Raw genomic sequence first — 19999 nt, forward strand, 5'->3', positions numbered from 1 at the left:
AAAAAAATTGTATTATAATATGGTATATTAACATATTATATTAATATATGGAAAATAAGCTGTGATAAAGAGGAGTAAAAGTTCAAAACCATATTAAGAGAGAAAGGTTCGTTGGCTGAGAGACCTTTTATATGGAGAACTTTGAAGGTAGCTTTTGAGCTTCTTTGCTGAAAAATGCTAAATGTAAGCAAAGACGGTTTTTTTCAACCGTTATTATATGAGAGCCCATAATATTGTGGGAAAAAAGGTGGTACCGCGAGTCTTCGTCCTTTTAGGACGAAGACTTTTTTATATAATTTGCAAAATTAGCTTTAATGGACAATTATAAGCAATTTCTAATCAAAAGAAGGAGGAAGAAAGATGGAAGAAAAGATTACTTTGTCTACAACCTATAATCCAAAAGAATTTGAAGAAAGAATATATAAAACCTGGGAAGAAAAAGGATATTTCACACCAAAGGTGGATAAGGATAAAAAGCCTTTTACTATAGTAATGCCGCCACCAAATATTACTGGAAAGCTTCATTTAGGTCACGCTTTAGATAATACTCTTCAAGATATGATAATTAGATTTAAAAGAATGCAGGGATATAGCACTTTATGGTTGCCTGGAGAAGACCATGCTAGCATAGCTACAGAAGTAAAGGTAGAAAATGAACTATTAAAGCAGGGACTTAAGAAGAAGGAAATGGGCAGAGAAGCCTTTTTAGATAAAGTATGGGAATGGACTGATGAATATAGAGAAAGAATAAGAGGTCAGTTGAAAAAGTTAGGCGCTTCTGCAGATTTTACAAGAGAAGCCTTTACTATGGATGAGAATTTAAATAAAGCTGTTAGACATGTTTTTGTAAAGTTATATGAAAAGGGCTTAATATATCAAGGAAATAGAATAACTAACTGGTGTCCTAAGTGTCAAACTGCTCTTTCTGATGCAGAAATTGAATATAGTGAGCAAGAGGGCAACTTCTGGCATATTAAATATCCTGTAGTAGGTAGTGATGAATATTTAGAAATAGCCACTACAAGACCAGAAACTATGTTGGGGGATACCGCTGTAGCAGTAAATCCATCCGATGAAAGATATATTCACCTTATAGGAAAGAAGCTTATGCTTCCATTAGTAAATAAAGAAATTCCAGTTGTTGCAGATGAATATGTAGATAAAGAATTTGGAACCGGTGCTGTTAAAATAACTCCAGCTCATGATCCTAACGATTATGAAGTAGGAAAAAGACACAATCTTGAAGAAATTAATGTGATGAATCCTGATGGTACAATAAACGAATTAGGTGGAAAATATGCAGGCATGGACAGATATGCTGCAAGAAAAGCCATAGTTGAGGATTTGGAAAAGGAAGGATACCTTGTTAAGATCAAACCTCATGTTCATAATGTAGGTACTCATGACAGATGTAGTACAGTTATAGAGCCTATGATATCTAAACAATGGTATGTAAAAATGGAATCCTTGGCAAAACCTGCTATAGAAGCCGTTAGAACTGGTAAAACTAAGTTTGTACCAGAGAGATTTGAAAAGATATACTTTAACTGGATGGAAAATATCCAGGACTGGTGTATATCAAGACAGCTATGGTGGGGACATAGAATACCAGTATGGTACTGCAAGGACTGCGGAGAAATAATAGTAGCAGAGGAAACACCAAAGACTTGCTGCAAATGTGGATCACAAAATCTTAAGCAGGATGAGGATGTACTTGATACTTGGTTTAGTTCAGCTTTATGGCCTTTCTCAACTCTAGGATGGCCAGAAAAAACTGAAGAATTAGATTATTTCTATCCAACTAATGTACTTGTTACAGGTTACGATATAATATTCTTCTGGGTAGCTAGAATGATCTTCTCTGGTATCCACAATATGGGAGAAACACCTTTTGAAACTGTATTAATTCACGGAATTGTAAGAGACTCACAGGGTAGAAAGATGTCAAAGTCCCTAGGAAATGGTGTAGACCCATTAGACGTAATAGATACCTATGGCGCTGATGCTTTAAGATTTAGCTTGGTAACAGGAAATGCTCCAGGAAGCGATATTAGATATTATCCTGAAAGAGTAGAAGCGGCTAGAAATTTTGCTAATAAGATTTGGAACGCCTCAAGATTTGTTATGATGAATTTAGATAGAAATCTAATGGAGCAGGAAAAGGAATCAAAGAATTTCAATATTGCTGATAGATGGATACTATCAAGATTAAATACAGTAGTTAAAGAGGTTACAGAAAATATAGAAAAATATGAGCTAGGAATAGCCCTTCAAAAGATCTATGACTTCCTATGGAGTGAGTTCTGTGATTGGTATATTGAACTTTCAAAACCAGTTCTATATGGAGAGGATGATAAGGCTAAGGGTGTAACCTACAACGTATTATATAAAGTATTAACTACAGGACTACAACTACTTCATCCTGTAATGCCATTTATTACAGAAGAAATTTATACACATTTAGATGCAGAATATGAATCTATAACTATATCTAAATGGCCTGAATATAAGGAAGAAGTTCATGATAGCCAGGCTGAAATTCAGATGGGTTATATAATTGATGCCATTAAGGGTATTAGAAATGCAAGGGCTGAAATGAACGTTCCAAATTCTAAAAAAGCAAGCTTATTGGCATATGTTAAGGAAGAAGCTCTTAGTGCCTTTAAGGCAGGAACAATATATTTTGAAAAGTTAGCTTCAGTTAGCGATATGACTATAATAGAAGATAAAAAGGATATTCCTAAAAATTCTGTATCTGTAGTTACAGAAGGTGCAGAGCTATTCATGCCTTTATTTGACCTAATTGACAGAGAAAAAGAATTAGAAAGATTGAGTAAGGAAAAGGAAAAACTATTATCAGAAATAGATAGAGTAGAGAAAAAGCTATCAAATGCAAGTTTTGTAAGCAAGGCTCCTCAAAAAGTAGTTGAAGAGGAAAAGCAAAAGGGCGAGAAGTACAAGGAAATGCTAAAGGCTGTATTAGAAAGAATTGAAAGCTTAGGCTAGGTGCTATATGAATTATAAAGAGACTATGGATTATATACACAATCGCAGTAGGTTTAATAGCGGTAAGGGCTTAGATAGGATTAAGAAACTATTAAAGAAATTAGGAGAGCCGCAGCTTTCCTTAAAATGTATACACATCGCTGGAACTAACGGTAAAGGATCAACAACGGCAATGATTTCGAGTATTCTAATGGCTCAGGGTTATAAGGTGGGGATGTTTACATCCCCCTACCTTGAGGAATTTGAAGAAAGAATTCAAATCAATGGCTGCAATATTCCAAAAGAAAGACTCTGCCAAGTAATGTCTAAAGTAGCGGAAGCTGAAAGGGTTATAGACCCTATAGGAAAGGATACTCCCACTGAATTTGAAATTATTACTGCAGCTATGTTTTTGTATTTCAAGGAAGAAAATATAGATTATGCTGTTATTGAGGTTGGTCTAGGAGGAAGATTAGATCCTACCAATATAATAATACCTTTGGTTAGTGTTATAACTTCTATAAGTTATGATCATATGGCTCTATTAGGTAACAGTATTGAGGAAATAGCTTGGGAGAAGGCTGGTATTATAAAAGAAAAGGTGCCAGTGGTGTCATATCCTCAGCAAAAGAAGGCTTCCTCTGTTATAGAGAGGGTAGCGTTTGAGAAAAACAGTAAACTTATTGTGGTTAAGGAAGATAGTACAGAACTATTGAAAATAGAAGATAACTATCAAGTGGTTAAAATCATCACAGAAAAATCAATTTATACTGTAGCCTTAGCTCTTTTAGGAAAAGTGCAAATTTACAACTGTGCAGTAGTTATTCATACTATAGAGGTTCTTAGGGACTTAGGGGTAACCATCAGTGAGCAGGCTATTTATGAAGGTCTTAAAAAGGTAACTTGGAAAGGCCGCATGGAGATAATGAGCACCAATCCTTATGTACTTTTAGACGGTGCTCATAACATAGATGGCATAGAAAAATTAGCACAAAGTATTGATATTTATTTTAAGTATAAAAGATTATATCTAATAATCGGTATATTAGAAGATAAGCAACTAGAGGATATGCTGGCGGTTATTACACCTAAAGCAGATAAAGTCATTGCTGTAACTCCTAATAGTTTCAGAGGTGAATCAGCAGAGAAACTAAGAGATAGAATAATAAAATACAATCCTGAAGCTTTGGCAATGAATAGCTATGAAGAGGCGGTAAAATATGCTATGTCTCTGTGTAGTAAAGAGGATTTGCTAGTGATATGTGGTTCCCTTTATATGATAGGAGATATGAGAAAAATTATTAAAAATGTAAATTAAAGAAAAAGCGATTATTATAGACCGTTATAATAGTCGCTTTTTTTTGCAATCAGTAGGTCAACTTATGGAAAAGTCTCATAGTATACTTGTAAGAGATTAAATATTGCTATGGTGCAATTGGAGTGATCGTTAATGAATTATTTATATGTTTGCAACACTGGTTCCGATACTTTATCTCAAATAAATCTTAATAATCTTGAGGAAGAGCAGTGTATTAGAATTGCACAGATCAATGAAAGGTATGGTCCCCATGGTTTATGTAAATGGAAAGATAGTATTATTACTGCAAATAGCTATAACAGCAGCCTATCAATAATAGATGTTATGTCTGGAAAAGTAATAGAGGAGTATTATATTGGTGGAAATTGTAATGATGTGGCGGTATATAGAAATGAGGCTATAGTTGTATGTGGAGAAAGTAATAATTTGATAGTTTTTGATTTAGAGAATAAACGGATTGTGGAGGAAGTGCCCATTGGTAACTTGCCTCATAGTATAGATATAAATTACCAATTGGATTTAATTGCGGTCACCAATATGGAAAATAGCACTCTTTCTATATTAAATTGCAGTAATAAGGAACTAATAAAAAATATCACCGTAGGCTGCTATCCTACTAAGGCTTTCTTTTCAGAGGATAATAATTATATTTATCTTTGTGAAAGTTACTTAGGTCATAACTGTTGTGGTTATGTAAACATAATTAGCACAAAAACTCTTTCTTCTGTAGGAAAAATATCAGCTGGTTTTAACCCTATTGATTTTTGCTTTCAGGGAAATATAATATACGTGGCTAGTTTTAGTGAAGGCTGCATTTATATACTTGATTTAGAAAGAAGAAAGTTTATTAAAAAAGTTTTTGTTGGTGGACTGCCCAGATGTATAAAAAAGAAGGGAAGATATATATTTGTAGGAGATAATTACGGATCCAGATTAATTATTTATGATGGAAAAAAGGATGAAAAAAAGTCTATATCCATAGGAAAGGAACCTACAGATATGACTTTTTATTAATATTCTAATAGGGTTTTCATGATGTCATTATAAATTTTTGAAGAATTAGATTTCCAATTTTGACATAAATCTATGGCATGTTTTTTGGAAGGTACGTTGACCTTAATATCAATGAGGGTTATTTCATCTTCTTGAGCTCTCAAATTTACTATAAAGGCATTGTTTTTCTCAATAGTATAATCTGCATGCAAAGAAATCTCTTTTTTAATATTATTGATTTTTTCGTTAATATATTTCTCTATTTTTTCTACTATATCTTTTGGTATTCTAGAAACAAATAGTGAAAGAACTTTTTTTCCTTGTTCTGTTAGGGACAAGACTTTGCTTTTATCTTTATTAATAGTTTCTATAAAATTGGAATTTTGTAGCTCCGTTATGTATTGTTGTAACAGAAAGTAATTTACTAAATTATTTTCTAGAACTATTTCTGTAAGTTGGTTTCTAGTAATATGCATCCCAATTCTATCTAATATATATAATAATATTAGTTTACTTTCTGCTAACTGATTTATGTCATCTAACATAAAAGGTCATCCTCCTGAAAAAATGATTAAATATGCATTTCAAATGTATTATATCATAAATTAGGGCAGCTGAAAAAGTTGTCTTTATTTTATTTTAACTTCATAATATTTATTTTACGGAATATAATCTACTGAATAACTTTGTAGGAGGTGAAAATTTGATTATCATTATAAAAAAAGAAAAGCTTAAGAAAACATTTACCAAAGGGGCATTGCTATTAGTAGCTCTTATAGCTATTTTTACTATGACAGTGGATAGCAAAGGTGTATTTGTATCAAAAAAAAGAAAGCTTCCTATTTACTCTGTAGATACTAAGGAAAAAAAGATAGCTATAACTTTTGATGCTAGCTGGCCAAAGGATAATACCGATGAGATTATTGAAATTCTAGACAAATATAATGTAAAAGCAACCTTTTTTCTTGTAGGTACATGGGTGGATCATAATCCGGAAAAACTTAAGATTTTACATGAGAAGGGTCATGAAATTGGTAATCATACTAACACTCATCCGGATATGAATAGTATAAGTAGAAGTGAACTTCTTAAAGAAATAGAAGCGCTAGATTCCAAAATAAAAAAAATTACCGGTCAGGGTACCACCTTATTTAGATGTCCTAGTGGTGTTTATAATGATTTAATAATTGAGACTGTTGAAAGTACAAATCGCTATTGTATACAATGGGATGTTGATAGTATTGACTGGAAGGCGCAAGGAGAGGAGATAGAATTTAATAGGGTTGTTAAAAAAACTAAACCCGGTTCTATAATTTTGTTCCACAATGATGGTCGATATACGACAAAAACCTTGCCTAGAATTATTGAATATTTTAAAAAAGAAGGCTATTCAATGGTAACTGTGTCAGAACTTATATATAAATCGGATTTTATGATAGATCATAATGGAAAACAAATTTACAATAAATAATTGCAATATAGAGTAAAATTGTATTATAATGGTATGGTACAAATTATAGTAATTTATATATAAAACTACAATTATAAATTTATGTGAAATTTGTAATATTATCAATTACAAATGAATAATAATCTTTTGTAGAAGAAAAATAAAACCAAGGGAGAGAGAGGGGTTTAGATGGACAATTTAATGCTAAACAACAAAATTTACTTAGAAGGGAAGGTTGTCTCTGATTTAGTCTTTAGCCATGAAATGTATGGAGAGGGGTTTTATATATTCAATCTCGAAGTACCAAGACTAAGTGAAACTAAAGATGTTTTATCTGTTACTATTTCCGAAAGACTTTTAACTGGTATGGAATTAAAGATAGGCAGTGAGATTATTGTAGAGGGACAGCTTCGATCTTATAATAAGTTTATAGATGGGTCTAACAGATTAATTCTAACAGTGTTTGCAAGAAATGTTGAACCATGCTATGAAAAAAGCAAAAATCCAAATCAAATATTTTTAGATGGTTTCATATGCAAGCCACCGGTTTATAGAACTACTCCTTTTGGAAGAGAAATTGCAGATATGCTGCTTGCAGTGAATAGGGCCTACAATAAATCTGACTACATACCAACTATAGCTTGGGGAAGAAATTCTAGATTTTGTCAGACTTTAAATGTAGGAGATAATATTAGAATATGGGGTAGACTTCAGAGTAGAGAATATCAGAAAAAAGTCTCTGAAGAAGAGGTTATAAAAAAGATAGCCTATGAAGTTTCTATATCAAAAATGGAAAAAGTTAACAAGGATACTGAAGTTACAAGCAATGAAGAAAATGATAATCAAGAAGATATTGGTTAAATAAGATGAGGGCCTCCAGTGATAGAGAGCCCTCAATTTTTATATTTAACTTAGGTTATTTTCTTAAATCTTCTAAAAGCTGAGTTTTATTCCTTGTTTTATTGTCAACGTATTTAATGATTTTAGCAGGTATTCCCGCTACTACCACTCCAGCAGGAACATCTTCTGTTACTACAGAACCTGCTGCTACTACAGATCCGGATCCTATTTTTACTCCTTCTAGTATTACTGAATTAGCTCCTATTAGCACATCATCTCCAATGATGCAGGGACTTTTGCTTGGAGGCTCTAGAACTCCAGCAACTACCGCCCCCGCTCCTAAGTGTACTCTTTTTCCTAATTTTCCTCTTGCACCTACTACAGCATTCATATCTATCATAGTATCATCTCCAATTTCTGCACCAATATTTATTACAGCACCCATCATTATAACTGTATTTTTACCTATATGAACATTATCCCTTATTATTGCTCCTGGTTCTATTCTTGCGTCTATAGAAAGTAGATCTAACAAGGGTATTGCAGAATTTCTTCTATCATTTTCTAATCTATACTTAATTATTTTACTTTTATATTTATTAATAAAATCAATTATTTCTGAGGCTTCACCAAAAAGTAAGTAAAAGTTAGGTGAGCCATAAACGTCTATATTTCCAAAATCACATTTTGATAGATCACCATGCAAATAGACTTTAACTGGAGTAGATTTCTTTGATTCCTTTATGTAGCGAGCTATTCCATAAGGATCATTGAAATCATATTTCATACAATCAACCCTTTCTTAAAAGAATTTGCTTGGTATAGGTAACAGGGGATTATATGAATTAAAATATGATAAAAGACCTTCTTTGGCTACTAAAAAATTATTTGCTTTTAAGAAATGTGTATTACATTAGGGGGAAGCTATAAGCTTTGCTGATAATAATCTTCCTATCAATATTAAGTGCTTAAGCTATTATAGTTAATACTGATTAATTATCCCTTTGAAATTATTGTCAAACACTTAGTAAGATTGAATGGCGAAATTAGTATAATAATATAAATTTATGAAAATGATATATCGTTAAAAATATCTAAGAAATATTAAAAGAAAAATAATTTAATAAAGGTATAAATTAATTGACAATATATTAATTGTGTGTTAATATTAAAAACATCAAATTGCTAGTAGTTATTATTTATTTATAAAGAAAAATTATTTAATAAATAATAATACTTGCAAGATTGATAAATAATAAGATACATAGCTTATTGTTTAATTAATGATTCTTAAAAGGGGGAAATTATCATGAAGAAAAAAACTTTAGTGCTAGTAACAGCTGCAATCATGACTGCAACTACATTACTAGCAGGATGTGCTGGCAAAACAGATAATAAAAACAATGCTAGCAACAAAAGAGAACAAAAATTAGTTCTTAGAGATGGTGCTTTGAAGACTTTGGACTCAGTTCTAGCTACAGACCAGGTATCCTTTAGTGTTCTCCAGAACACTCAAGAAACACTTCTTGTTAATAACAATGATGTTCCAGAAAAAGGAGCAGCTGAAAGCTATGAAGTTAGCGAAGACGGCTTAACTTGGACATTTAAATTAAGAGATTTAAATTGGTCTGATGGAAAGCCAGTTACTGCTAAGGATTTTGAATTTGCATGGAAGAGATTGTTAGATCCTAACACAGGAGCTGGATATTCATTCTTCCTATTCCCAGTAAAAAATGCTGAAAAGTACTATGCTGGTCAAGCAAACATTGACGAAGTAGGTATTAAAGCTACTGACGATAAAACTTTAGTTGTTACTTTAGATAGAGCAGTTCCTTATTTTGAACAAATCGTTGCTTTCCCAGGACTATCTCCTCAGAGAGAAGATATAGTAAAAGCACAGGGAAGCGAATATGGTACAGATGCATCTCAATTAGTATACTGCGGTCCTTTTGTAGTTGATCAATGGCAAAAGGGAGCAAAGGTAGTATTAAAGAAGAATGATAAATACTACAATGCATCAAATATTAAACTAGAACAAGTAGATCTTCTACAAATTGAGGAAATAAAAACAGCTTATGAACAATTCAAGTCTGGTAAGTTAGATGCAACTTCCGCTACAGGTGAGTATCTAACTAAAATGACAGAAGAAGCTAAAAATGGTAAGTACAATTTAATTGAAGGTGTAGATCCATCATCCTTCTATATGGTATTCAACACTGAAGGAAAAGATAATAAAGCATTAACAAATGCAAAGGTTAGACTTGCGCTTTCACTAGCTTTAGACAGAGAAGAGTACACAGAATCTGTTTACAAGAGAGGTATACCAGCTTATGGATTGGTACCACAGGAGCTTTTAATTGGTGATAACGAATATAGAAGTAAGGTAAAAGAACCTTTAAAGGCTCTACAGGAAAAATATAATGATCCTAAAGCTCTTTTAGTTGAAGGATTAAAAGAAGCAGGCTTAGATCCAGATCCAGCTAAACATACATTTAGATATTTACCACAGGCAAGTGACGCAGAAACAAAGAAGAATTCAGAATACTTCCAAGATCAATGGCAGAAAAAGTTGGGAGTAAAAGTTGAAATACTTCCTGCTGCTGATTTCTCAGATTACTTAACTAAGGTTCAGAGCCAACAGTTTGATATAGCAATGTCCGGTTGGGGCGCTGACTATAATGATCCTATGACATTCTTAGATTTATTTGGCAAAGACAATGGTAACAACAATGGTAAATGGGTAAATGAAAAATACGAAGAATTACTAAAGAAAGTTCAAAATGAAACTGATACAGCTAAGAGATTAGAAATATTTGCTGAAATGGAAAAACAAGTGATTGAAGATGCTGCAATAGCACCTTTATTCTACAAAGATAAGAAGTCTTTCCAACAGCCATATGTTAAGGGATTACAGCTACCTAACTTTGGCGGAACTTACCAGTTAAGATGGGCTTATATCGAATAATTAATAGTCAATTAATTACTAATAAAAATTTAAATTGCTGCAAATATGCAGCAATTTAAATTTTTTAAAATATTATAAAAAATTATGATTGTAAATAATATTATATTGAAAATTGGGTCGAAAACTGATATTATGTGTAGGTGGGTTTAAATATAAGACCTACACATTTTTTTATATATTATTCTCAAGAAGAGTACAAGCACTAATTTTTATGTTTTTACAACAAAAATAATCTCATAATTTTTATAAATTAAATTTATGGGAAGTTAGGGGGAAGATTATGGTAAAGTACATCTTAAAAAGAATTGGAATCATGATTCTAACTCTATGGGTTATAATTACAGCAACATTCTTTTTAATGAACAGTAAGCCAGGTAATCCAGTTCGTACTGGTGAAAAAAGATTGCCTGAAGAGGTTATTGTACAGTTGGAGCGAAAGTATGGATTTGATAGACCTTTAGTGGAGCGCTATATTAAATATATGCAAAACTTGCTTAAAGGTGACATGGGCGATTCTTTAATAACACCAGGAGAAAATGCAACTGATAAGATACAGGAATTTTTCCCTGCATCTGCTAGAATAGGACTTCAAGCTGTTGCATTTGGACTTGTGGTAGGTTTAGTTCTTGGTATTATAGCAGCTTTTAAAAGAAATACCGTTGCAGATTATTTTATTATGTTTATAGCTATAATAGGGGTATCCATACCTAGTTTCGTTTTAGCAGCTTTACTTCAAACTTGGGTTGGACATTCTTGGTTAGGAAAAAATGATATTATTCCAACGGCTCTTTGGTATGATAAGTATACTCCAGTAGGTCAAAGATTTAAGTACACAATACTTCCAACGATAGCATTAAGTTTTAGTAGTATTGCAACCTATGCTAGATATATGAGAGCATCAGTTTTGGATGTTATAAATCAGGATTATATATTAACTGCAAAGGCTAAAGGCTTGTCTCAATTTGGCATTGCTGTTAAGCATATTTTAAGAAATGCTATATTACCAATAATAACCATCTTAGGACCTCAAATAGCAACTATTGTAACAGGAACTATTGTAATTGAAAGAATATTTGCTGTTCCAGGCTTAGGAAACTCTTTGATTAATGCAATTAACCAAAATGATTACAATATTATAATGGGATTAACTATATTCTTTTCGGCCTTATATATAATTTCTCTGCTTGTAGTTGATATTGCCTATTCTTTGATAGATCCAAGAATAAAGCTAGAAGGAAGCAAATAGGAGGGTAAGTATGGCAGAATTGAGCAAAGATAAATTTAAAATAGTTGGAATAAATAAAGATGAAATGGATTTGATAGTTCGACCAAACTTAACATATTGGCAGGACGCTTGGAGAAGATTAAAAAAGAATAAAGTAGCTATGGTATCCTTAGTGGTATTAATAGTATTAGCTTTTCTTGTGTTATTTGGACCTGCTATATCAGGAAAGAATTATCAAGAGCAAAGTTTAAAGCTTGCTAATCAAAAACCAAGTAATGAATATTGGTTTGGTACTGATAACTTAGGAAGAGATATGTTTTCTAGATTATGGATTGGTGGAAGAGTATCTTTGTCCATAGCAGTAATTGCTACTCTTCTTGAAGTTATAATTGGATGTATTTATGGTGGTATTAGTGGATATTTTGGTGGTAAAGTTGATAATATAATGATGAGAATAGTTGAAGTTTTAAATAGTATACCATATTTGATTGTAGTTATATTATTTTCTGTTATATTAGGCTCAGGAATGGTTTCTTTGTTGTTGGCTCTTTGTGTAACTGCATGGACAGGTATGGCAAGAATGGTTAGAGGACAGGTTTTACAGTTAAAGGAATCAGAGTATGTTATGGCAGCTAGAACTTTAGGAGCAAGTCCTATGAGAATAATACTAAAACATATGATTCCAAACACAATCGGTGTTATTATTGTTTATATAACATTTGATATACCATCCTTTATATTTGCAGAGGCCTTTTTAAGCTTCGTAGGATTAGGAATACAGCCACCGGAAACAAGTTGGGGTGCAATGGTTAGTGCTGGCCAAAACGTAATGGATTTTTATCCTTATCAGCTATGGATTCCAGCTATAGCTATTAGTATAACTATGCTAGCCTTTAACTTGCTAGGCGATGGTTTAAGAGACGCTCTTGATCCTAAAATGAGACAGTAATTATAATAGAAGGAGGTAAGTTAATGTCAAAAATTCTTGAAGTTAAAGACTTAAGAGTTTCCTTTCACACATATGCTGGTGAAGTGCAAGCAGTACGTGGAGTGTCTTTTGACGTAGAGGAAGGTGAGACTTTAGCTATAGTTGGAGAATCCGGTTGTGGAAAAAGTATCACTGCAAAGTCTATTATGCGTCTTTTGGCAGAACCACCTGCTGAAATAAAAAAGGATTCAAAAATATTATTTAATGGTAAAAATATATTGGAATTTAACAAAAAACAACTTCAAAGCTATAGGGGTGGAGATGTTAGTATGATCTTCCAAGATCCTATGACATCTCTAAATCCAACTATGAAAATAGGAAAGCAAATAGCAGAAGTTTTGATGATACATCGTGGATTGAAAAAGGAAGAAGCTCTAAAGGAAGCTGTAAGAATGCTAAAGTTAGTTAATATACCTAACGCTGAAGAAAGAGTAAATCAGTATCCTTTTGAGTTTTCTGGTGGTATGAGACAAAGAGTTATGATTGCTATAGCTCTTGCTTGCAATCCTAAACTCTTAATAGCAGATGAACCTACCACTGCTTTGGATGTAACAATTCAGGCTCAAATCATGGAGCTTATGGCTGAGCTTCAAGAAAAATTAGGTACAGCTATTATATTAATAACTCATGATTTAGGTGTGGTAGCAAAGGTTGCTCATAAAATACAGGTTATGTATGCAGGGAAAGTAGTAGAAAGAGGTACTACTGATGAGATTTTTTATGAAGCAAAACATCCATACACTTGGGCTTTATTAAATTCTGTTCCTACTCTAGATACAGAACATAAATCCAAGTTGTATTCAATTCCTGGAACACCACCGGATTTATTAAAACCACCGGTAGGATGTCCTTTTGCAGCACGTTGTCAGTATGCAATGCCTATATGTAAGGAAGCTATGCCTGAGGAAACAACCTTGTCACAAACACATAAAGCTAATTGCTGGTTGATGCATCCAAATGCACCTAAGGTAGAGCCACCTCTAAAAAAAGGAGGATTGCAAAATGTCTAAGGAAGTATTGGTTGAAGTAAAGGATTTAAAAAAATATTTTAATGTTGGTAGCGGCAAGATCTTAAAAGCGGTAGATGGTGTTAGTTTTAAAATTAATAAAGGTGAAACTTTAGGTCTTGTAGGTGAATCCGGTTGTGGAAAAACAACCTGTGGAAGAACTGTTATAGGACTTTATGAAGCTACTAGCGGGGATATATATTTTGAGGGCAAAAAGGTTGAAAAAAAGAATGCAAAGCAAAGAAAAGAATTTGCTAAAGAAGTTCAAATGATCTTTCAGGATCCTTATGCATCTTTGGACCCTCGTATGACTGTTGGAGATATTATTGCAGAAGGTATAGATATACACAAATTATATACTGGTCAAAAGAGAACTGAGAGAATTCATGAACTATTGGAGCTTGTTGGTTTAAATAAAGAACATGCTTCCAGATTTCCTCATGAATTTTCAGGTGGTCAAAGACAGCGTATAGGTATAGCTAGAGCTTTGGCAGTAGAACCAAAGTTTATTGTCTGTGATGAACCTATATCTGCCCTTGATGTTTCTATACAGGCTCAGGTTATTAACTTGCTTATAGAGCTACAGCAGAAGTTAGGTTTAACTTATTTGTTTATTGCTCACGATTTATCAATGGTTAGACATATTTCCGATAAAGTAGGAGTAATGTATCTTGGTAACATGATGGAATTAGCTGAAAGTAATGAGTTATATCAGAAACCATTACATCCATATACACAAGCATTGATGTCAGCAATTCCAATCCCAGATCCTCAGATTGAAAGTTCTAGACAGAGAATTATGTTAGAGGGGGATGTTCCAAGCCCAATCAATCCAAAACCAGGTTGTAGATTTGCATCAAGATGTAAGTATGCTAAACCTGAATGTTTTGAAAAAGCTCCTGAAATGAAGGAAGTTCAACCAGACCATTATGTTGCTTGTCATTTATTCAAATAAAATTAGCCTGCTGACTTTTAGTCAGCAGGCTTTTTTAATAAAAGCTAAAAGGTTTATCCGTTGATTACATTATCCATATCATAAAGACCGGGTCCTTTACCAGCCATAAATTCGCAGGCTCTTAAAGCTCCAGAAGCAAAAACATCTCTAGAAAGTGCTGTATGCTTCAATTCTATTGTTTCTCCTTTACCGGCGAAAATAATTTCATGTTCGCCAACTATAGAACCACCTCTTATAGCATGAATACCAATTTCTTCTTTATCTCTCTTTTTAAGACCTTCACGGCCATATACATAATTTACTTCTTCTTTTAAGGATGATTTAATGCTGTCAGCTAAAAGTAATGCGGTTCCACTAGGAGCATCCACCTTTTGATTATGGTGCTTTTCAATAATTTCTATATCATAATCCTTAAAGAGGATTGGTGATATCTTTTTAAGCACATTACTTAAAATATTTATGCCTAATGACATATTTCCAGAATGAAATACTGGAATTTCTTTGCTTAGTGCTTCAATTTCTTTTAGTTCTTCTTTATTATAACCTGTAGTACAAAGTACTAATGGAATATTTCTTTCTTTACAATATTTTGTTAAGTTTGGTAAGGATTTAGGACTAGAGAAATCTAATACTACATCGCAAGCTCCAGTAAAATCTGATATTTCAGTGTAAACAGGGAAAGATTTAGTTTCTCCATCAATATATTTATCAATACCGGCTACTATTTGTAAGTTGTTATATCCTTTAGCCAGTTCTGATATAGTTTTTCCCATTCTACCGTTACAACCGTTTAGAATAATTTTTATCATAATAACCTCCGTTAAATAAGCCCATGTTTCCTAAGTTCATCTCTTAATATTGCTTCATTATTTTCACTCATATCTACAAGAGGAAGTCTTACTGATCCAACTTCCATACCCATAAGATTCATAGCCTGTTTTATAGGTATTGGATTGTTTTCAATGAAGAGCGCATTAATTAAAGATAGATACTTTAATTGTAACTCTAAAGATCTTTTTACGTTTCCATTAAAATATTCATAACACATATCATGTATTTCTTTTGGAATAATGTTAGCAGCTACTGATATAACTCCTGCTCCGCCTAAAGATAATACTGGTACAATTTGATCGTCGTTACCGGAATAAATATCGATTCTATCACCACAGAGTTCTTTGATTTTAGCTACTTGACTTATATTTCCACTGGCCTCTTTAACAGCAACAATGTTTTTGTATTTAGTTAATTCTAAAATAGTAGATGGTAATAAATTCATACCGGTTCTTGATGGTACATTGTAAAGAATTAAAGGTATTTTTACATTACTAGCTATTTCTCCAAAGTGGGCAACTAAGCCTTTTTGAGTAGTTCTATTATAATAAGGAGTAATAACCAAAAGGCCATCTACACCGATAGATTCTGCCCAGGTGCTCATTTGTACTGAAGTGCTAGTGTTGTTTCCACCGGTGCCTGCAATAACAGGAATTCGTTTATTTACCACATCAACGGTGAATTTAATAGTGTCATTCTTTTCACTTTCTGTCATAGTGGAAGCTTCGCCGGTAGTACCACATATAATTATAGCGTCAGTGCCGCCTTTTATTTGAGCTTCTATTAATTCTCCTAGTTTTTCGAAATTAACACCATTTTCATTAAAAGGTGTGATAATTGCTACGCCGCTTCCTTTAAAAATACTCATACTGATCCCTCACTTTATTATATTAGTACAATAGTTCAAGAAAGGAAACCGCACAATTTATTATAGTATTCATTCATTATAACAGAATGATGTATAATTATGCAGTTTATATATAGAATTCCTACTTTAACTATTAACTTATACATAGGTGAAAAAACGCTGAAAACACTGGCTTTATACCAATGTATAAGTTTCCTTTTAACTATGGAACTCTATATATATTACTATTATATAGATTTACTTAAGAAAATTAAATACTTAATATAAAAATATTTCAATAGAAAGATGTATAATAGTAGTTTTATTAGTAGAAAATAATAGCTGAGATGTAAGGGAGGGAATTGCAATGGGAAAAACACCGCTTAAGAAAGTAATAAAAGCAAAATTGAAAGCTAATAAGGAACTTACAGAAGCTGAAAAGCTAAGAGAGCAAATCAAGTATGAGATTGCAGAAGAATTAGGTTTAAAAGAAAAGGTGGATAAGTATGGTTGGAGCGGATTATCCGCAGAAGAAACAGGAAGAATAGGAGGATTAATGACTAAACGAAAAAAGAATCTGAATCTTCCAACTAACGAAGAGATCCTATCTAAAAGTAAATAGTTTGTTGACTAATACTTTTATTGAATATAAAATAATGAGATGATATAGTTTTTAGGGGGGATTGGATGCATGCTTATAATAAATTCGCAGAAATATATGATAGTTTAATATATGAAGATATAGATTATGTAGCTTGGAGCAACTTTATATTAGATAAATATAATAATTTTAGCAATAAAAAAGATGATTACTTAGATCTTGGTTGCGGTACTGGCAATTTAGCCATAAATATCGCTCCCTTTTTTAATAATAACTGGTGCGTTGATTTATCAGAGGATATGCTTATAATAGCTGAAAATAAATTTAGGAATAAAAAACAAAGGGCTAAATTTGTAAAACAAGATATGAAAGAGCTTAATTTAAATAGAAAATTTGATTTAATCACTTGCTCTTTGGATTGTACTAATTACCTAACGGAAGAGGGAGAATTACAAAAATTCTTTATATGTATCCGCAACCACCTAAAAGAACAAGGTATGTTTGTATTCGATATAAATAGTGACTATAAGTTAAAAAATATTTTAGGTAATAATACCTTTACTTATAATGAGGAAGATATAGTCTATATATGGGAAAATACTTTAGAAGATAATATATTGGAAATGTATCTTACTTTCTTTATAAAAGAGGATGATTTGTATGAAAGATTTGATGAAGTTCATGTGGAGAGAATCTATAGTGAAGTTGAGATAGATGAGGCTTTAAAAGGCGCCGGATTATCTATTATAAATAAATTGGACAACTATACCGATAGTTCTGTAAGTGCTACTACAGAGAGAATAACATATTTTATTAGGAGAAATATTCAATAGGGGAGAAGGATAAAATGAAAGATGTACTAATTATAGGAACTGCAGCAGAAGGAGCTGTTAGATTTGTGGCCACTTCTACTACTAATTTGGTAAATGAAGCTGTAAAAATACATGAATGCAGTGCCACAGCGGCAGCAGCTTTAGGAAGAATGCTTACTAGTGGAGCTATGATGGCTTCAATGTTTAAAAATGATAAGGATGTGTTAACACTTCAAATAAATGGAGGAGGACCTGCTGGTAGTGTTGTAGTAACAGCATACCCTGATGGTAGAGTGAAGGGATACATAGGAAATCCACAAGTAGATTTACCTTCAAATGCACAAGGTAAACTGGATGTAGGAGGAGCCATTGGTACCAATGGTATGCTTACTATAATTAAGGATATTGGACTAAGAGAACCTTATGTAGGTCAAATACCTATAGTAACAGGAGAAATTGGTGACGATTTAAGTTATTATTTTACTCAGTCAGAACAAACACCAACAGCGGTGGGAATAGGTGTTCTTGTAGATAACGATTTGTCAATAAGATCCTCAGGTGGTTTTATAATACAAATGATGCCGGGAGCTAGTGATTTAGTAGCAGATTTAGTTACCTATAGATTACAGGAAATGCAGTCAATTAGTTCTCAGCTTGATAGTGGGAAAGATATAGAAACTATTATGAAGGATCTATTTGAAGATATGTCCATAAAGATTATGGAACATAGAGAACCATATTTTAAATGTGATTGCAGTAGAGAAAAGGTAGAAAAAGCCTTAATTAGTATAGGTAAAAAAGATTTAGAAGAAATATATGAGGAAGGCGGCACAGAAGAAATTAAATGCAATTTCTGTAATAAATCCTATCTTTTCACCAAGGAAGATATAGGATCAATTTTAAATAATCAATAGTTTTAAATTTTATTTAATAAAAGTCTTGACAATATAAACAAGTGCCTTTATAATTATACTTGTCGTCAGGACTAGTGGGCGCATAGCTCAGCTGGGAGAGCATCTGCCTTACAAGCAGAGGGTCACAGGTTCGAGCCCTGTTGTGCCCACCACTAAATTAATGGCCCAGTGGCTCAGTTGGTTAGAGTGCCGGCCTGTCACGCCGGAGGTCGAGGGTTCGAGTCCCTTCTGGGTCGCCATTTTGGCCAGATAGCTCAGTCGGTAGAGCAGAGGACTGAAAATCCTCGTGTCCCTGGTTCGATTCCTGGTCTGGCCACCAAATATGCGGGAGTGACTCAATGGTAGAGTGTCACCTTGCCAAGGTGAAAGTTGCGGGTTCGAGTCCCGTCTTCCGCTCCAAAATTTTATATGGCGCTATAGCCAAGTGGTAAGGCACGGGTCTGCAACACCCTCATCCCCAGTTCGAATCTGGGTGGCGCCTCCATAAAGAAAAAGACACATCTTTGATGTGTCTTTTTTTATAGTTAATGTTTTAAATCATAAGTAAACTACCCCTGTCTATTAATTTACAATTAGATAAACAATGCCAAGTAACTTTATGTTTCTTTAAGAAGTTTTTAACTTCAGTACCGTACATATACTTATCCAAATTTCCAAAGAAAGCTATGTTATTTTCGTCTAATAAACCGCAAGTTCCTCCGATAAAACCATAATTCATACCTTCCAGAATAATGTCCCCTGGAGGAAGAAAAAGAACGTCAACTTTTTCAAGGGATAAAGCCTTTGCAATACTTGGATCACTGGTGATAATAGCATTATCATTAACTATAGCGGTGGAACATTTTGAATATCCTTGATTAACATTTATTTTTTTTATTCCATCTGGCAGTAGTTCAATAATTTTATTATCAGTGTATTTTAAGTTATGAATGAATAATTCACCTAATATAAAGCAATTTAATATTATATCATATGGATATTTATTAAATAGTGTGTTTTTTGAAAAATGTATTTTTTTACCTAAGGCTTCAAATTGCTCTAATAAATCTCCATCAATTTGATTTTGCACAATTAAATGATTTTTATTTAATGCAAAAACTTGAATATCAGGATGACTGCTAATGGCATCGTAAAGATTATCACATTTTGGGCATAATAGTACTTCCAATCCTAGTTTATGTAATTCCTTAAGTTCAACCTCTGATATTCTGCTGTCAACTAAGCAGTGTTTTATCTTGATCTCCTCCCTTTAGTTATATATTCCTTAA

General features: G+C 32.8%; 18 protein-coding genes, 5 tRNA genes and 1 other annotated feature. Of the genes, 18 read left to right on the top strand and 5 right to left on the bottom strand.

Going from position 1 to position 19999, the window contains the following annotated elements:
• Positions 1-52: 52 nt before the first annotated feature.
• Positions 53-274, top strand: a binding site (T-box leader).
• An 86-nt stretch (positions 275-360) separates the two neighbouring features.
• The 3 genes from N3C_RS01015 (at position 361) to N3C_RS01025 (ending at position 5317) form a co-directional block, all read left to right on the top strand.
• Complete coding sequence (locus N3C_RS01015) at positions 361-3006, top strand: valine--tRNA ligase (RefSeq protein WP_074364203.1); 2646 nt, start codon at positions 361-363, stop codon at positions 3004-3006.
• 7 nt (positions 3007-3013) lie between these two features.
• The gene (locus N3C_RS01020) at positions 3014-4303 is read left to right on the top strand and encodes a bifunctional folylpolyglutamate synthase/dihydrofolate synthase (protein WP_074364204.1); all 1290 of its coding nucleotides are present in this window, start codon (positions 3014-3016) and stop codon (positions 4301-4303) included.
• A 132-nt stretch (positions 4304-4435) separates the two neighbouring features.
• Positions 4436-5317 (top strand): YncE family protein, encoded by an 882-nt coding sequence (locus N3C_RS01025; protein ID WP_074364205.1) that lies wholly within the window; start codon positions 4436-4438, stop codon positions 5315-5317.
• Here the strand turns inward: N3C_RS01025 and N3C_RS01030 are convergent.
• Positions 5314-5841 (bottom strand): DUF4364 family protein, encoded by a 528-nt coding sequence (locus N3C_RS01030; RefSeq protein ID WP_074364206.1) that lies wholly within the window; start codon positions 5839-5841, stop codon positions 5314-5316. The two genes, N3C_RS01025 and N3C_RS01030, sit on opposite strands and share 4 nt — an antisense overlap.
• A gap of 158 nt (positions 5842-5999) precedes the next feature.
• On the opposite strand from N3C_RS01030, the gene N3C_RS01035 reads away from it, so the two are divergent.
• Positions 6000-6767 (top strand): polysaccharide deacetylase family protein, encoded by a 768-nt coding sequence (locus tag N3C_RS01035; protein ID WP_074364207.1) that lies wholly within the window; start codon positions 6000-6002, stop codon positions 6765-6767.
• Positions 6768-6935: 168 nt separating this feature from the next.
• Entirely contained in the window at positions 6936-7607 is a 672-nt protein-coding gene (locus N3C_RS01040; RefSeq protein WP_074364208.1) for a single-stranded DNA-binding protein, read from the top strand.
• Positions 7608-7662: 55 nt separating this feature from the next.
• Here N3C_RS01040 and dapD read toward each other — a convergent pair whose 3' ends face one another.
• Complete coding sequence (dapD, locus tag N3C_RS01045; RefSeq protein WP_074364209.1) at positions 7663-8373, bottom strand: 2,3,4,5-tetrahydropyridine-2,6-dicarboxylate N-acetyltransferase; 711 nt, start codon at positions 8371-8373, stop codon at positions 7663-7665.
• A 522-nt stretch (positions 8374-8895) separates the two neighbouring features.
• Between dapD and N3C_RS01050 the strand changes: the two genes are divergently transcribed.
• The 5 genes from N3C_RS01050 (at position 8896) to N3C_RS01070 (ending at position 14726) form a co-directional block, all read left to right on the top strand.
• On the top strand, positions 8896-10551 hold the full coding sequence (locus tag N3C_RS01050; RefSeq protein ID WP_074364210.1) for a peptide ABC transporter substrate-binding protein: 1656 nt from the start codon (positions 8896-8898) through the stop codon (positions 10549-10551).
• Positions 10552-10831: 280 nt separating this feature from the next.
• A complete protein-coding gene (locus N3C_RS01055) occupies positions 10832-11797 on the top strand; it encodes an ABC transporter permease (RefSeq protein ID WP_074364211.1) in 966 nt (321 codons plus the stop codon).
• A 10-nt stretch (positions 11798-11807) separates the two neighbouring features.
• Entirely contained in the window at positions 11808-12725 is a 918-nt protein-coding gene (locus N3C_RS01060; protein WP_074364212.1) for an ABC transporter permease, read from the top strand.
• Between the two features lie 23 nt (positions 12726-12748).
• On the top strand, positions 12749-13774 hold the full coding sequence (locus N3C_RS01065) for an ABC transporter ATP-binding protein (RefSeq protein ID WP_074364213.1): 1026 nt from the start codon (positions 12749-12751) through the stop codon (positions 13772-13774).
• Positions 13767-14726: an ABC transporter ATP-binding protein gene (locus N3C_RS01070; RefSeq protein ID WP_074364214.1), complete on the top strand. Its 960-nt coding sequence runs from the start codon at positions 13767-13769 to the stop codon at positions 14724-14726. Before N3C_RS01065 ends, N3C_RS01070 begins: the two co-directional genes overlap by 8 nt.
• Positions 14727-14779: 53 nt before the next feature.
• Here the strand turns inward: N3C_RS01070 and dapB are convergent, their stop codons facing one another.
• Positions 14780-15535, bottom strand: coding sequence for a 4-hydroxy-tetrahydrodipicolinate reductase (gene dapB, locus N3C_RS01075; protein ID WP_074364215.1), 756 nt, complete (start codon positions 15533-15535; stop codon positions 14780-14782).
• Positions 15536-15546: 11 nt separating this feature from the next.
• Complete coding sequence (gene dapA, locus N3C_RS01080) at positions 15547-16425, bottom strand: 4-hydroxy-tetrahydrodipicolinate synthase (protein ID WP_074364216.1); 879 nt, start codon at positions 16423-16425, stop codon at positions 15547-15549.
• Positions 16426-16771: 346 nt separating this feature from the next.
• Between dapA and N3C_RS01085 the strand changes: the two genes are divergently transcribed.
• The 8 genes from N3C_RS01085 (at position 16772) to N3C_RS01120 (ending at position 19215) form a co-directional block, all read left to right on the top strand.
• Positions 16772-17026: an alpha/beta-type small acid-soluble spore protein gene (locus tag N3C_RS01085; RefSeq protein WP_074364217.1), complete on the top strand. Its 255-nt coding sequence runs from the start codon at positions 16772-16774 to the stop codon at positions 17024-17026.
• 65 nt (positions 17027-17091) lie between these two features.
• Positions 17092-17838 carry a class I SAM-dependent DNA methyltransferase gene (locus N3C_RS01090; protein WP_074364219.1) on the top strand — a complete coding sequence of 249 codons (747 nt, stop codon included), beginning with the start codon at positions 17092-17094 and terminating at the stop codon, positions 17836-17838.
• Positions 17839-17852: 14 nt separating this feature from the next.
• Positions 17853-18731, top strand: a complete 879-nt coding sequence (gene hslO, locus N3C_RS01095; RefSeq protein ID WP_074364221.1) for an Hsp33 family molecular chaperone HslO — start codon at positions 17853-17855, stop codon at positions 18729-18731.
• A 76-nt stretch (positions 18732-18807) separates the two neighbouring features.
• Positions 18808-18883, top strand: a tRNA-Val gene (locus N3C_RS01100).
• Positions 18884-18893: 10 nt separating this feature from the next.
• Positions 18894-18970, top strand: a tRNA-Asp gene (locus N3C_RS01105).
• A gap of 4 nt (positions 18971-18974) precedes the next feature.
• A tRNA-Phe gene (locus N3C_RS01110) sits at positions 18975-19050 on the top strand.
• Between the two features lie 5 nt (positions 19051-19055).
• Positions 19056-19130, top strand: a tRNA-Gly gene (locus N3C_RS01115).
• Positions 19131-19141: 11 nt separating this feature from the next.
• Positions 19142-19215 (top strand) — tRNA-Cys (locus N3C_RS01120).
• Between the two features lie 48 nt (positions 19216-19263).
• On the opposite strand, the gene N3C_RS01125 is transcribed toward N3C_RS01120, so the two are convergent.
• Positions 19264-19965, bottom strand: coding sequence for a DUF6873 family GME fold protein (locus tag N3C_RS01125; protein WP_074364226.1), 702 nt, complete (start codon positions 19963-19965; stop codon positions 19264-19266).
• Positions 19966-19999: the final 34 nt, after the last annotated feature.

The organism is Clostridium sp. N3C, assembly GCF_900095445.1.
Classification (GTDB): Bacteria; Bacillota; Clostridia; order Clostridiales; family Clostridiaceae; genus Clostridium_AU.

What these genes read in the sequence shown, in the direction of transcription:
- N3C_RS01015 (WP_074364203.1), top strand. Translation starts at nt 361, where the DNA reads ATGGAAGAAAAGATTACTTTGTCTACAACCTATAATCCAAAAGAATTT.
- N3C_RS01020 (WP_074364204.1), top strand. Translation starts at nt 3,014, where the DNA reads ATGAATTATAAAGAGACTATGGATTATATACACAATCGCAGTAGGTTT.
- N3C_RS01090 (WP_074364219.1), top strand. Translation starts at nt 17,092, where the DNA reads ATGCATGCTTATAATAAATTCGCAGAAATATATGATAGTTTAATATAT.
- N3C_RS01055 (WP_074364211.1), top strand. Translation starts at nt 10,832, where the DNA reads ATGGTAAAGTACATCTTAAAAAGAATTGGAATCATGATTCTAACTCTA.
- N3C_RS01030 (WP_074364206.1), bottom strand. Translation starts at nt 5,841, where the DNA reads ATGTTAGATGACATAAATCAGTTAGCAGAAAGTAAACTAATATTATTA.
- dapA (WP_074364216.1), bottom strand. Translation starts at nt 16,425, where the DNA reads ATGAGTATTTTTAAAGGAAGCGGCGTAGCAATTATCACACCTTTTAAT.
- N3C_RS01060 (WP_074364212.1), top strand. Translation starts at nt 11,808, where the DNA reads ATGGCAGAATTGAGCAAAGATAAATTTAAAATAGTTGGAATAAATAAA.
- N3C_RS01070 (WP_074364214.1), top strand. Translation starts at nt 13,767, where the DNA reads ATGTCTAAGGAAGTATTGGTTGAAGTAAAGGATTTAAAAAAATATTTT.
- N3C_RS01025 (WP_074364205.1), top strand. Translation starts at nt 4,436, where the DNA reads ATGAATTATTTATATGTTTGCAACACTGGTTCCGATACTTTATCTCAA.
- N3C_RS01065 (WP_074364213.1), top strand. Translation starts at nt 12,749, where the DNA reads ATGTCAAAAATTCTTGAAGTTAAAGACTTAAGAGTTTCCTTTCACACA.
- hslO (WP_074364221.1), top strand. Translation starts at nt 17,853, where the DNA reads ATGAAAGATGTACTAATTATAGGAACTGCAGCAGAAGGAGCTGTTAGA.
- N3C_RS01085 (WP_074364217.1), top strand. Translation starts at nt 16,772, where the DNA reads ATGGGAAAAACACCGCTTAAGAAAGTAATAAAAGCAAAATTGAAAGCT.
- dapB (WP_074364215.1), bottom strand. Translation starts at nt 15,535, where the DNA reads ATGATAAAAATTATTCTAAACGGTTGTAACGGTAGAATGGGAAAAACT.
- dapD (WP_074364209.1), bottom strand. Translation starts at nt 8,373, where the DNA reads ATGAAATATGATTTCAATGATCCTTATGGAATAGCTCGCTACATAAAG.
- N3C_RS01040 (WP_074364208.1), top strand. Translation starts at nt 6,936, where the DNA reads ATGGACAATTTAATGCTAAACAACAAAATTTACTTAGAAGGGAAGGTT.
- N3C_RS01050 (WP_074364210.1), top strand. Translation starts at nt 8,896, where the DNA reads ATGAAGAAAAAAACTTTAGTGCTAGTAACAGCTGCAATCATGACTGCA.